Source organism: Mesorhizobium sp. M7A.F.Ca.CA.002.04.1.1, from assembly GCF_004022805.1.
GTDB lineage: Bacteria > Pseudomonadota > Alphaproteobacteria > Rhizobiales > Rhizobiaceae > Mesorhizobium > Mesorhizobium ciceri.
On the sequence record NZ_RZPL01000108.1, the window covers coordinates 1 to 10,769 of the forward strand.

The window sequence follows — 10,769 nt, forward strand, 5'->3', positions numbered from 1 at the left end:
GTCTATGTCATCTCGACCGCAGTTTGAAGAGCCAGCCCGGTTCCAGAATGCTTCGACAGAAAGTGATCGACATGACGTTTCAAATCGACCGAAACACCGTTGCGCTTGCCGGGGCCTGCCTTGCCTCGCTGCTGTTCGGCCTCGAAATCTCCAGCGTCCCGGTGATCCTTCCGAAACTGGAAAGCGTGCTCGCCGCCGACTTCAAGGATCTGCAATGGATCATGAACGCCTACACCATTGCCTGCACCACGGTGCTGATGGCGACAGGAACGCTGGCCGACCGCTTCGGCCGCAAACGGGTGATGGTGATCGCCACCATCGCCTTCGGGCTGGCCTCACTGCTGTGCGGCCTCGCGCCGAGCGCTTCGCTCCTCATCATTGCACGCTTCCTGCAAGGCCTGGCGGGAGGGGCGATGTTCACTTGCAGCGTGGCCGTCTTGTCCCACCAGTTTCAGGACGGCAGCGAACGCGGCAAGGCTTTTGTGGCCTGGAGCGTCGTCTCGGGGATCGGGCTTGGCTTTGGTCCCGCCATCGGTGGATTGATCGTCGCGTTCTCGAGCTGGCAGTGGGTGTTCCTCATCCATGTGCCGCTTGCCATCCTTGCGCTGGTCTTCATCGGTGCCGGTGTCACCGAATCACGCGACCACAATGCCCAGAAGCTTGACCGTGCCGGTATCCTGACGCTCTCGTTCGCGGTGTTCGGCTTCTCCTATCTGATCACGCAAGGGGCCGATCTCGGCTCTGGTGCCCGCATCGGCGTGGCAAGTGCTGCCGTGCTGGCCTTCGCCGCGTTCCTCGTTGCCGAGAAGATCAGCCCCTATCCGATGTTCGATTTCTCGGTGTTCCGGATCCGTCAATTTTCGGGAGCGATCATGGGCGGCATCGGCATGAATTTCAGCTATTGGCCGTTCATCATGTATCTGCCGATCTATTTTTCGGGTGTGCTCGGCTACGACAGCACCACGACCGGCCTGCTGCTGCTCGTCTACACGCTTCCCTTGATGCTGATGTCCTCGACCGCCGAGCGCCTGCGCGCCCGCTATCAGGCGCGGGTGGCGATCCCGCTCGGGTTGCTGACATTGGGGGTCGGCTTTATCGCCATGAGGATAGGTTCGAGCCTTGAGGGAGCCAGCTGGCTGACCATGCTGCCCGGTACGCTGATCGCCGGTATCGGTATCGGCCTCACCAACTCACCGACCACCAACACCACGACGGGTTCGGTGTCGCCGGATCGCGCCGGCATGGCTTCGGGCATCGATATCAGCGCGCGGCTGATCACGCTCGCCATCAACATCGCGGTGCTGGGCCTGCTGTTGACGCAGGGAATTGCTTCCTATCTCAAAACCGCATTGGGCACGGCCCTTGACCCGGACGAATTGCGCGCGTTGGCGGAAAAGATCGCCACCGGAAATCTCGATGGCCTCTCCCAATATTCGCCCAGGCTGGCGACCCTCGACCCGTCCGGCGCGCTTGCGCATGCCGCCTTGGTCAACGGTTTTGGCTGGGTCATGCTCTATAGCGGGATCGGCGTTCTTGCCCTTGCCGTCATCAGCTTCGTCGTCTTCGGCCCCAGAAACGTCGCGCCGCAAGAGGCAAGGGACCGTCATCGTGCTCAGGGCGCAAGCGAAGCTCGATCGTAGCAAGTGCCCGGCGCCTCACCCTTGCCTGCGCGCCATGAAGGCAAGCCGCTCGAACAGATGGACATCCTGTTCGTTCTTCAGCAATGCGCCATGCAGCTTGGGCAACGCGTTCTTCGGGTCGGCGCGCAGATCCTCGGGCGCGATATCGTCGGCGACCAGCAGGCGGATCCAGTCGAGCGCCTCGGAGGTCGACGGTTTTTTCTTCAGCCCCGGCACTTCGCGGATCTCGTAGAACTGGGTGAGGGCTGCCCGAACCAGGTTCTGCTTGATGCCGGGATAGTGGACGTCGACGATTCTGTGCAGCGTGTCGACGTCGGGAAAGCGGATGTAATGGAAGAAGCAGCGGCGCAGGAACGCGTCCGGCAACTCCTTCTCGTCGTTGGAGGTGATGATGACGATCGGCCTGACGGCGGCGCGGATGGTTTCGCCGGTCTCGTAGACGAAGAACTCCATCCGATCGAGTTCCTGCAGGAGATCGTTTGGGAATTCGATGTCGGCCTTGTCGATCTCGTCGATCAAGAGCACGACCTTCTTGCCGGCGGCGAAAGCCTCCCAGAGTTTGCCGCGCTTGATGTAGTTCCTGATGTCGTTGAAGCGCTCGTCGCCCAACTGGCTGTCGCGCAGCCGCGAGACGGCATCATATTCGTACAGGCCCTGCTGCGCCCGCGTCGTCGACTTGACGTGCCATTCGATGAGGTCGAGGCCGAGTGCAGCCGCCACCTGGCGGGCCAGTTCCGTCTTGCCGGTGCCGGGCTCGCCCTTGACCAGCAAGGGCCGCTCCAGCGCGATCGCCGCATTGACGGCCACCATCAGATCCTTGTCGGCGACATAGGCCGCCGTGCCTTCGAAACGCATTCTTGCTCCTCGGTTGGTCATCGCGACCGTAAGGACGAGGCCGTGCCTGTGCAAGGGTGAGGTGTTGGCGGCGCGAGGGCCTGAACCAACACGGAAAGAGTGCCCGTCTCACTGGCGCTTAGCCGGCCGGCAGCCTATATTGGGCGGGACGGTCTGTGCTTCCCGGCAGGAGAACATTTTCCCCGGGGCCTTAACGATCCTTAGGGAGCTGTCCCTGGGAAGACCCGTGGGTTTTCTCACACGGCGCCCACCTACTTTGTAGGTTCCCGGGATCGCTCTCTCCACCGGTTGTGTGGATCGTCACTTATTGCCACGCGTCCCGCATTTCGGTGGATGATTGCGGTGGAAAACGTCGCTCCCAACACTCCATCCAGATCTGACCTTTTCTACCCTGACTGCATGACCTCTCTCAAAGACCTCAAAAAGCAGCTTCGCCGCGAGGCCCTCGGACGCCGCGATGCGCTCGACGAATTCTGGCGGGTGGAGGTCGCGCTTGAAATGGCAGAGACGGCACGCGATCACCTCCACATTGAGCCGGGCCAGATCGTTTCCGGCTTCTGGCCGATGCGCTCGGAAGTCGACGTCAGGCCGCTGATGTTTGCCTTGCGCGAAAGGGGCGCGCGGCTTTGCCTGCCGGCCATTCTCGACAAAACCACGATCGTCTTTCGCGAACTGGTGCGCGGCGCGCCGATGGTCGAGATGGGTTTCGGCACGGTCGGCCCGCATGAAGAAGCAGAAGTGCTCGACCCCTCGGTGATGCTGGTGCCGCTCGCCGCCTTCGATGCGCGCGGCCATCGCATCGGCTATGGTGCCGGCTATTACGACCGCGCCATCGCCAAGCTGATCGACAAGGGACAGCCGCCGCGGCTGGTCGGCATCGCCTTCGACTGCCAGGAGGTGGCAATGGTGCCGGATGAGGAACATGACGTCGTCATTCCGGAAATACTGACCGAGAGCGGGTTGCGCCGCTTCGCGTCAAAATTGTAGATAAAAGGACGCATGATCTTTCACAGACGTCATGCAGCTTTTGCTTCGCTGACCTTCGGTGCGGGATCATATGAGACTTCTCTTCCTCGGTGACATGGTTGGAAAGACGGGACGGACGGCGGTGTGGGAACAACTGCCCGGCTTGATCTCCGACTTCAAACTCGATTTCGTCATCGTCAACGGTGAGAACGCCGCCGGCGGCTTCGGCATCACCGAAGATATCTTTCGCGAGACGATCGCGGCCGGTGCGGATGTCGTCACAACCGGCAACCATGTCTGGGACCAGCGCGACGCACTCGCCTTCGCGCCGCGCGAAGAGCGCTTCCTGCGCCCCTCGAACTTTCCCAAGGGCACGCCCGGGCGCGGCTCCGGCGTCTACATCGCCAGGAGCGGCGCGCGCGTGCTGGTCGCCAACATCATGGGCCGGGTGTTCATGCATCCCGAACTCGACGATCCCTTCCAGGCCGGCGAACGCGAGCTTGCCGCCTGTCCGCTCGGCGAGCAGGCGGATGCCGTGATCATCGACTTCCACGCCGAGGCGACCTCGGAAAAGATGTGCTTCGCGCATTTCGTCGACGGCCGTGCCAGCCTCGTCGTCGGCACCCATACCCACCAGCCGACCGGCGATCACCAGATCCTCAATGGCGGCACCGGTTATATGTCCGACGCCGGCATGTGCGGCGACTATGATTCCTCGCTCGGCATGGACAAGGAGGAGCCGCTCAACCGGTTCCTGTCGAAAGTGCCGAAAGGCCGCTTCGAAGCGGCGACCGGACCGGCGACCTTGTGCGGCGTCGGCGTCGATATTTCCGACCGCACCGGGCTGACCGAGCGGATCGCGCCGTTTCGTCGCGGCCCGCGGCTGGAGGAAACCGCACCGTCCTTCTGGTCATGACATTGATATAGGCACGCTTAGTACCTAACTGCCGGCGACACTGCTCTAGATCGTTAAAAGAGGGGACGACCTCCATGCAGCTCATCGAATTCCTGGCGCCGCATTTTCAATTTGTGTCCGATCCAACCGCCTGGGTCGCGCTGCTGACGCTGATTGTGCTCGAGGTCGTGCTCGGCATCGACAATCTGATCTTCATCTCGATCCTGACCAACAAGCTGCCGGAAGCACAACGGGCCCGTGCCCGCCGGCTCGGCATCTCGGCGGCGCTGATCATGCGGCTGGTGCTGCTGGCCACCATTTCGATCATCGTCCAGCTGACCACGCCGGTATTCACGGCCTTCGGCCATGGTTTTTCCTGGCGCGACCTGATCCTGATCGCCGGCGGCCTGTTCCTGGTCTGGAAGGCGACCAAGGAGATCCATCACACGGTCGATCCCGACGACCACAAGGATACGATGATGGGCGAGACGCTGCAGATCAGCCTCGCCGGCGCGATCTTCCAGATCCTGCTGCTCGACCTGGTCTTCTCGATCGATTCGATCATCACCGCCGTCGGCATGACCGACGAGATCGCCATCATGTACATCGCCGTGATCGTGGCGGTGAGCGTGATGATGCTGGCGGCCGGGCCGCTGGCCAACTTCATCGCCAAAAACCCGAGCATTGTCATGCTGGCGCTGGGCTTCCTTTTGATGATCGGCATGACACTGATCGCCGACGGCATGGGCTACCATGTGCCCAAGGGCTACATCTATGCGGCGATGGGCTTTTCGGCATTGGTCGAGGGGCTCAACATGCTGGCGCGGCGGCGCAAGAAGCCGGGCGGCGGGCATTGAGGCAAGAGCAGCAGGGTGGTCGCCCTTGCACAGACCAGTCATGCGAGATTGATCTGCCAGGAGACCCCGAACCTGTCGTTTAGCCATGCGAAACGGCGGCTGAAGCCGTAATTGTCCGATGGCATCAGGAACGCGCCATCCTTGCCCAGCGTCTCGACAATTCGGTTCAGTTCATCCTCGGAGGAACAGTCCACATACAGCGACACCGATGGCGTGAAGGTGAATGCATGGTGGACGGGGCTGTTGAAGACCATGACTTCCAGGCCGGCGATCGACACCCGCGCTAGTTTGACCGTTCCTTGCGGACCGTCTTCGCCGGGGCCGTAATTCGTGACGTCGAGGACGCTGCTGCCGGGAATGGTCTCGCAATAGAGGGTCATTGCCTCTTCGGCCTTGCCCTCGAACATCAGGAATGGCGTTACTTTCTTCATCGCAAAGGCCTCCTCTTCCTTCTGGTTGCTCAGATGTCGGGTCGCTCAAACATTGGTCTCGTTGGCGGGTTCGCCTTTCATCTCGCTGCGGTAGTAACCGTCGCGCAAATTGATGCCGTACTCGACATAGGCCTTCATGCAGGCCAGCATCTGCGACCAGCCCTCGCAATTGAGGTAGGACTTCTTCAGGCCGACCGCGCCTTCCTGCCAGCCGCTCTCGGCGATGGTGACGAAGGTGCCGCCATCGTCCAGCGGTTCGAAGTTCATCTCGATGCGGGTTTTGTAGGCCGGCTTGCCGTCCTCATCGGTGGCATCCCAGCGCAGCACGATGCGGCGGTCCTTGACCACTTCGTCGACCTCAACCGGCACCTTGCCCCACCAGACGACGCCGGCGCCGGCTTCCAGCGGGGCGCTGGCGCCGCCGATCGTGGTGAAATAGCCGCTCAGTTTCTTCGGATTGACGACTGCGTCGAAGACGTCGGCGACCGGCTTGCCGATGCGTCCGGAAACACTGAATCCAAGTGACATATCCACAGCTCCTTCCCTTGATCGGTCCAAAGATACGTTATATAAACATAACATGTCAAGCAGATCGCAAGACGACAATGTTTTCAAGGCGCTGGCGCATCCGCGCCGGCGCGAAATGCTGGATCAGCTGAAGGACGCGCCGAAGACGACCGGCATGCTGTGCGAGGCCTTTCCCGATATCGATCGCTGCACGGTCATGCTGCATCTGAAGGTGCTGGAGGAGGCCGACCTGATCGTTGCGCGGCGCGACGGCCGCGAGCGCTGGAACCATCTCAACGCGCTGCCGATCAAGCAGATCCACGACCGCTGGATCAGCCAGTATGCCGGCCATGCGCTCAGCATCATCGACCGACTGAAGTCGGACCTCGAGGCGTGAGCGGCCGCAGCAGGTCACGTCTTGCGCCGCATGCGCGGTGCGGCTGGACGAATTGAGCCGATTTATCTATAAGCCGGCCATTCCGACAGAGAACGCCGTGCTTCCAAGAGGTGCACCTGGGACGCTCTGAAATTTTGAATTCGGGCATTGCGGAAGACGAGGTCAGATCACTTCGCTTCGCGATGCTCTAGCCGAGAAGACGACAGGGGTGCCATGGCTGGCCATTCACAGTTCAAGAACATCATGCACCGCAAGGGCCGCCAGGATGCGGTGCGGTCTAAAATGTTTTCCAAGCTGGCGCGCGAAATCACCGTCGCCGCCAAGAGCGGGACGCCCGATCCATCGATGAACCCGCGCTTGCGCCTGGCGATCCAGAACGCCAAGGCGGTGTCGATGCCGAAGGACAACATCCAGCGCGCCGTCAACAAGGCCTCGATGGGCGATGCCGAGAATTACGAAGCCGTGCGCTATGAGGGCTATGGCCCGGGCGGCGTCGCTGTCATTGTCGAGGCGCTGACCGACAACCGCAACCGCTCGGCGTCCAATGTGCGTGCTGCCTTCACCAAGGCCGGCGGCGCGATGGGCGAAACGGGCTCGGTTTCCTTCATGTGGGACCGCGTCGGCGAGATCTATTATCCGGCATCGGCCGGCAGCGCCGACAAGGTCATGGAAGCGGCAATCGAAGCCGGCGCCGACGACGTGGAAACCGACGAGGAAGGCCACACCATCTATTGCGCCTTCGAGAATCTCGGTGAGGTGTCGAAGGCTCTGGAAACCTCGCTCGGCGAGGCAGAATCGGTGAAGCTGATCTGGCGGCCGCAGAACAACGTTCCGGTCGACGAGGAGCGGGCACAGTCGCTGATGAAACTGGTCGCCACGCTCGAGGACGACGACGACGTGCAGAGCGTCTACGCCAACTTCGAAGTCGACGACGAGACCATGGCCAAGCTCAGCGCGGCATGAGCGGAGCTCAGCCCGGCATGAGCGAGAGAGTGCTCCCCGCCATCCGCATCACCTACTGCACGCAGTGCCAATGGCTGTTGCGCGCCGGCTGGATGGCGCAGGAGCTGCTGTCGACCTTCGGCACGGACCTCGGCGAAGTAACGCTGGTGCCGGGCACCGGCGGCATCTTCACCATTTCCTGCAATGACGTGCTTGTCTGGGATCGCAAGCGCGACGGCGGTTTTCCGGACGCGGCCAAGCTGAAGCAACTGGTCCGCGATGTCATTGATCCGGACCGCGACCTCGGTCATTCCGATCGGAAGACAAAGGCGTAGAGGCCGCCGGCGCTGCCGTCACTTGCGTCGCCACGCTCCGAAGGCGGCGCCAATCGCAATACCCGCGGCGACGCCCATCGGAAGGTCATCCAGAGCGGTGCCGACCGCGGCACCGACACCAACTCCGATTGCCATGCCGAAGGCCATATTCGAATATTGATCCTTCATCGGTGGCTCCATCCATCCTTTTCAACGCGCGGCGAACCAGAAGGATGCCAGCGCGGCTATGCCGCTGATGGTGCGGACATGGTTCCACATCACCCACTCGTCGAGGTAGCGCGACCACAGGCTTGCGCCATTGCTGCTGGCCGGATCGAGGGCGGCGAGCGCATCGTTGAGCGGGACGTTGAAGATCATCGTCACCACCACGATGCCGATGAGATAGAGCAGGCTGCCGGCAACCAGCCAGAGCGAGCCTGGCTGGTTCCAGCCGATCACCGCACCGATGGCGACAACGATGCAGACGAGAGCCGTGCCGAACAGTGCTGTCATGAACAGCGGCGTCACCGCTGTGACGTTGATGGAATTCATCGCGGCAATGCCGCTTGCGGCTGGCATGCGGGCGAGGCCCGGCATGACGAAGCTGGAGAAAGCAAAGAAGACGCCGCCGACGACGCCTGAGCCAAGTGCGGCAATGAAGATGAGAGTGGGAAGAAGTTTCGCGATCATGTCAGTTGCTCCAGATGCCCATTGTGCTTTCCTCCGCATAAACGTGATTAATCCTCACATTTGCAAAACGTGATAAACCCTCGTATTTTTCGAGTCAAGTGATTTTGGCGGCATTTGGAGTCAGGTATGGAAGACGCGGCAACCCCCGTTTCCGCACAGAAGCAGGCTGCTTCACCGCGTCGGGCGCCGAGCCAGCAGCGCAGCCGCGAGCGGGTCGAGCGCATGCTGGCGGCTGCCTCGGCGCTGATCGCCGAGCAAGGCAGCGATGCCATGCGCATGGGTGAGGTGGCGGAGCGCGCTGGGGTGTCGATCGGGTCGCTCTACCAGTTCTTTCCGGACAAGCGGGCGATCATCTGGGCGCTGGCCGAGCGCTACACCGCCGAAAGCCAGTCCTGCATTTCGGCAGCACTGGCTGGCATCAGCGACGCCGAAGGCCTGCAGTCCGCGTTTTCAGAGTTGGTCGACATCTATTACCGGCTGTTCCTGGCCGAGCCGGTGATCCGCGACATCTGGTCGGGCACGCAGGCTGACAAGGCGCTGCGCCAGCTCGAACTCGCCGACAGCCGTGCCAACGCCGAATTCCTCAGCGCGGTGCTGAAACGGCTGCGGCCGGCAGCCGATCCGGCGACACTGGAAACCACGGCGTTTCTGGTCTGGCAGATGGGCGAGGCCGCCATGCGGCTGGCGATCTCGGTTGAGCGGCAGGAGGGCGACAGGCTGGTCGCCGCCTACAAGCGCATGGCGTTAAGGGAATTGCTGGCCGAGTAGGACCGCGCCGCAACAAAAAACCCGCCACAGGGCGGGTTTTCGATCTGTGAAAGCTCGTTTGGCTTAAGTTCTTACTTGATGCAAGTCGTTATCCCAAAACCGCTTCGCACTTTTGGGCGACATGCAATTAGATGCCGAAACCTTCGAAACGCTTCTTGAACTTCGACAGGCGGCCGCCGCGGTCGAGCAGGGTCTGCTGGCCGCCGGTCCAAGCCGGGTGGGTGGTCGGGTCGATATCGAGGTTCATCGTATCGCCTTCCTTGCCCCAGGTCGAACGGGTCGTGTATTCGGTGCCATCGGTCATGACGACCTTGATGGTGTGGTAATCGGGATGGATGTCGGTCTTCATGGTTCGGTTCCTGGCTTGCCGGCGCTGGCGACGGGCATAAGCCTGCGTCGATGCGCCCCTTTTTAAAACTCGAAGCCGCAGCTATTGAGGAGCCACGGCTTCTAAAACGGTCGGCGAGCCTATACATCAGCCGGAATTGAATCACAAGGCCGCGGCAAGCGCATATTGAGGCGCAGACCCCAAGGACGGCTGGAGGAAACATCGGGATGGCGCAAATCACCAGCGCAGACGAGCGCCGGCGTTCGCTCAAGCCGCTCAGGCGCCTGTTCCCCTACATCACGCACTACCGCACGCTGGTCGTCGGCGCCATTATCTCGCTGGTTATCGCGGCGGCAACCACGTTGGCGCTGCCGCTGGCGGTGCGTCGCATGATCGATCATGGCTTCTCGTCGTCCAGCACGACCTTCATTGCCGAATATTTCGCAGCGCTGGTGGCTATGGCCGCCCTGCTGGCGGCAGCATCGGCCGGCCGCTACTATTTCGTCATCACGCTGGGCGAGCGCGTCGTCGCCGATATCAGGCGCGATGTGTTTGCCCATGTGACGACGCTGTCGCCTGCCTTCTTCGACACCGCCCAGTCGGGCGAGATCGTGTCGCGGCTTGCCGCCGACACGACGCAGGTCAAGTCGGCGGTCGGAGCGACGGCCTCGGTGGCGCTGCGCAATGTCATCCTCGGCCTTGGCGCGGTGGGGATGATGGTCATCACCAGCCCGAAACTGTCCGGCCTGGTCATCGCGGCAATACCCGTGATCGTGCTGCCGCTGGTCGCCTTCGGCCGTTCGGTGCGGCGCAAATCACGTCAGGCGCAGGATACGCTGGCCGATGCCACCGCCTATGCCAGCGAGCAGATCGGCGCGGTGCGCACGCTGCAGGCCTTCACCAATGAGAAGCTGGTCACCGGGCATTTCTCGGCTGCGGTGGAAGCTGCTTTCGAGGCGGCACGCTCCTCGATCTTCGCGCGCTCCTTCTTAACCTTCTTCGCCATTTTCACCATCTTCTCGTCCGTCGTGGCGGTGCTGTGGTTCGGCTCGCGCGACGTGCTCGAAGGCTCGATATCGCCAGGCACGCTCGGCCAGTTCCTGCTCTATTCGGTGTTCGCCGCCCGCGCGCTGGGCGCGCTGTCGGAAGTGTGGGGCGAACTTGCGCAAGCGGCGGGGG

General features: G+C 62.0%; 15 protein-coding genes and 1 other RNA gene. 10 read left to right on the forward strand and 6 right to left on the reverse strand.

The genetic code is table 11. The annotated features are described in order from the left end of the window. Positions 1-71: 71 nt before the first annotated feature. Entirely contained in the window at positions 72-1,640 is a 1,569-nt protein-coding gene (locus tag ENZ75_RS08280; RefSeq protein ID WP_063170360.1) for an MFS transporter, read from the forward strand. Positions 1,641-1,655: 15 nt separating this feature from the next. Here ENZ75_RS08280 and ENZ75_RS08285 read toward each other — a convergent pair whose 3' ends face one another. Then, a complete protein-coding gene (locus ENZ75_RS08285; protein WP_063169207.1) occupies positions 1,656-2,495 on the reverse strand; it encodes a MoxR family ATPase in 840 nt (279 codons plus the stop codon). A gap of 147 nt (positions 2,496-2,642) precedes the next feature. Here ENZ75_RS08285 and ssrS point away from each other — a divergent pair. The 4 genes from ssrS (at position 2,643) to ENZ75_RS08305 (ending at position 5,213) form a co-directional block, all read left to right on the forward strand. Further along, a non-coding RNA gene (gene ssrS / locus ENZ75_RS08290) (6S RNA) lies at positions 2,643-2,798 on the forward strand. A gap of 96 nt (positions 2,799-2,894) precedes the next feature. Beyond that, complete coding sequence (locus ENZ75_RS08295; protein ID WP_024502903.1) at positions 2,895-3,482, forward strand: 5-formyltetrahydrofolate cyclo-ligase; 588 nt, start codon at positions 2,895-2,897, stop codon at positions 3,480-3,482. A 70-nt stretch (positions 3,483-3,552) separates the two neighbouring features. Beyond that, positions 3,553-4,377, forward strand: coding sequence for a YmdB family metallophosphoesterase (locus ENZ75_RS08300; RefSeq protein ID WP_024502904.1), 825 nt, complete (start codon positions 3,553-3,555; stop codon positions 4,375-4,377). A gap of 74 nt (positions 4,378-4,451) precedes the next feature. Further along, positions 4,452-5,213 (forward strand): TerC family protein, encoded by a 762-nt coding sequence (locus ENZ75_RS08305; protein WP_013529109.1) that lies wholly within the window; start codon positions 4,452-4,454, stop codon positions 5,211-5,213. Between the two features lie 38 nt (positions 5,214-5,251). Here ENZ75_RS08305 and ENZ75_RS08310 read toward each other — a convergent pair whose 3' ends face one another. Both ENZ75_RS08310 and ENZ75_RS08315 read right to left on the reverse strand, forming a co-directional pair. Continuing rightward, a complete protein-coding gene (locus ENZ75_RS08310) occupies positions 5,252-5,644 on the reverse strand; it encodes a VOC family protein (protein ID WP_063169206.1) in 393 nt (130 codons plus the stop codon). A gap of 45 nt (positions 5,645-5,689) precedes the next feature. Next, complete coding sequence (locus ENZ75_RS08315) at positions 5,690-6,172, reverse strand: SRPBCC domain-containing protein (RefSeq protein WP_063169205.1); 483 nt, start codon at positions 6,170-6,172, stop codon at positions 5,690-5,692. Between the two features lie 52 nt (positions 6,173-6,224). Here ENZ75_RS08315 and ENZ75_RS08320 point away from each other — a divergent pair, with 52 nt between their 5' ends. The 3 genes from ENZ75_RS08320 (at position 6,225) to ENZ75_RS08330 (ending at position 7,825) form a co-directional block, all read left to right on the forward strand. Continuing rightward, positions 6,225-6,548 (forward strand): helix-turn-helix domain-containing protein, encoded by a 324-nt coding sequence (locus tag ENZ75_RS08320; RefSeq protein WP_024502907.1) that lies wholly within the window; start codon positions 6,225-6,227, stop codon positions 6,546-6,548. Positions 6,549-6,761: 213 nt separating this feature from the next. Continuing rightward, positions 6,762-7,511 carry a YebC/PmpR family DNA-binding transcriptional regulator gene (locus ENZ75_RS08325; protein ID WP_013529113.1) on the forward strand — a complete coding sequence of 250 codons (750 nt, stop codon included), beginning with the start codon at positions 6,762-6,764 and terminating at the stop codon, positions 7,509-7,511. A 17-nt stretch (positions 7,512-7,528) separates the two neighbouring features. Then, the gene (locus ENZ75_RS08330) at positions 7,529-7,825 is read left to right on the forward strand and encodes a SelT/SelW/SelH family protein (protein ID WP_127224143.1); all 297 of its coding nucleotides are present in this window, start codon (positions 7,529-7,531) and stop codon (positions 7,823-7,825) included. An 18-nt stretch (positions 7,826-7,843) separates the two neighbouring features. On the opposite strand, the gene ENZ75_RS08335 is transcribed toward ENZ75_RS08330, so the two are convergent. Both ENZ75_RS08335 and ENZ75_RS08340 read right to left on the reverse strand, forming a co-directional pair. Beyond that, positions 7,844-7,993 carry a hypothetical protein gene (locus ENZ75_RS08335; protein WP_082826704.1) on the reverse strand — a complete coding sequence of 50 codons (150 nt, stop codon included), beginning with the start codon at positions 7,991-7,993 and terminating at the stop codon, positions 7,844-7,846. Between the two features lie 21 nt (positions 7,994-8,014). After that, on the reverse strand, positions 8,015-8,494 hold the full coding sequence (locus tag ENZ75_RS08340) for an anthrone oxygenase family protein (RefSeq protein ID WP_082826561.1): 480 nt from the start codon (positions 8,492-8,494) through the stop codon (positions 8,015-8,017). A 126-nt stretch (positions 8,495-8,620) separates the two neighbouring features. Between ENZ75_RS08340 and ENZ75_RS08345 the strand changes: the two genes are divergently transcribed. After that, positions 8,621-9,262, forward strand: coding sequence for a TetR/AcrR family transcriptional regulator (locus tag ENZ75_RS08345; protein WP_024502910.1), 642 nt, complete (start codon positions 8,621-8,623; stop codon positions 9,260-9,262). 127 nt (positions 9,263-9,389) lie between these two features. Here the strand turns inward: ENZ75_RS08345 and rpmE are convergent, their stop codons facing one another. After that, a complete protein-coding gene (rpmE, locus tag ENZ75_RS08350) occupies positions 9,390-9,611 on the reverse strand; it encodes a 50S ribosomal protein L31 (protein WP_013529118.1) in 222 nt (73 codons plus the stop codon). Between the two features lie 206 nt (positions 9,612-9,817). Here rpmE and ENZ75_RS08355 point away from each other — a divergent pair. Continuing rightward, positions 9,818-10,769 (forward strand): ABC transporter transmembrane domain-containing protein (locus ENZ75_RS08355; RefSeq protein WP_245481137.1); only part of this gene is annotated, 952 nt, incomplete at its 3' end.

Excerpts from the sequence above, each read along its gene's own strand:
- ENZ75_RS08280 (WP_063170360.1), top strand. The coding sequence starts at position 72 with ATGACGTTTCAAATCGACCGAAACACCGTTGCGCTTGCCGGGGCCTGC.
- ENZ75_RS08285 (WP_063169207.1), bottom strand. The coding sequence starts at position 2,495 with ATGCGTTTCGAAGGCACGGCGGCCTATGTCGCCGACAAGGATCTGATG.
- ENZ75_RS08295 (WP_024502903.1), top strand. The coding sequence starts at position 2,895 with ATGACCTCTCTCAAAGACCTCAAAAAGCAGCTTCGCCGCGAGGCCCTC.
- ENZ75_RS08300 (WP_024502904.1), top strand. The coding sequence starts at position 3,553 with ATGAGACTTCTCTTCCTCGGTGACATGGTTGGAAAGACGGGACGGACG.
- ENZ75_RS08305 (WP_013529109.1), top strand. The coding sequence starts at position 4,452 with ATGCAGCTCATCGAATTCCTGGCGCCGCATTTTCAATTTGTGTCCGAT.
- ENZ75_RS08310 (WP_063169206.1), bottom strand. The coding sequence starts at position 5,644 with ATGAAGAAAGTAACGCCATTCCTGATGTTCGAGGGCAAGGCCGAAGAG.
- ENZ75_RS08315 (WP_063169205.1), bottom strand. The coding sequence starts at position 6,172 with ATGTCACTTGGATTCAGTGTTTCCGGACGCATCGGCAAGCCGGTCGCC.
- ENZ75_RS08320 (WP_024502907.1), top strand. The coding sequence starts at position 6,225 with ATGTCAAGCAGATCGCAAGACGACAATGTTTTCAAGGCGCTGGCGCAT.
- ENZ75_RS08325 (WP_013529113.1), top strand. The coding sequence starts at position 6,762 with ATGGCTGGCCATTCACAGTTCAAGAACATCATGCACCGCAAGGGCCGC.
- ENZ75_RS08330 (WP_127224143.1), top strand. The coding sequence starts at position 7,529 with ATGAGCGAGAGAGTGCTCCCCGCCATCCGCATCACCTACTGCACGCAG.
- ENZ75_RS08335 (WP_082826704.1), bottom strand. The coding sequence starts at position 7,993 with ATGAAGGATCAATATTCGAATATGGCCTTCGGCATGGCAATCGGAGTT.
- ENZ75_RS08340 (WP_082826561.1), bottom strand. The coding sequence starts at position 8,494 with ATGATCGCGAAACTTCTTCCCACTCTCATCTTCATTGCCGCACTTGGC.
- ENZ75_RS08345 (WP_024502910.1), top strand. The coding sequence starts at position 8,621 with ATGGAAGACGCGGCAACCCCCGTTTCCGCACAGAAGCAGGCTGCTTCA.
- rpmE (WP_013529118.1), bottom strand. The coding sequence starts at position 9,611 with ATGAAGACCGACATCCATCCCGATTACCACACCATCAAGGTCGTCATG.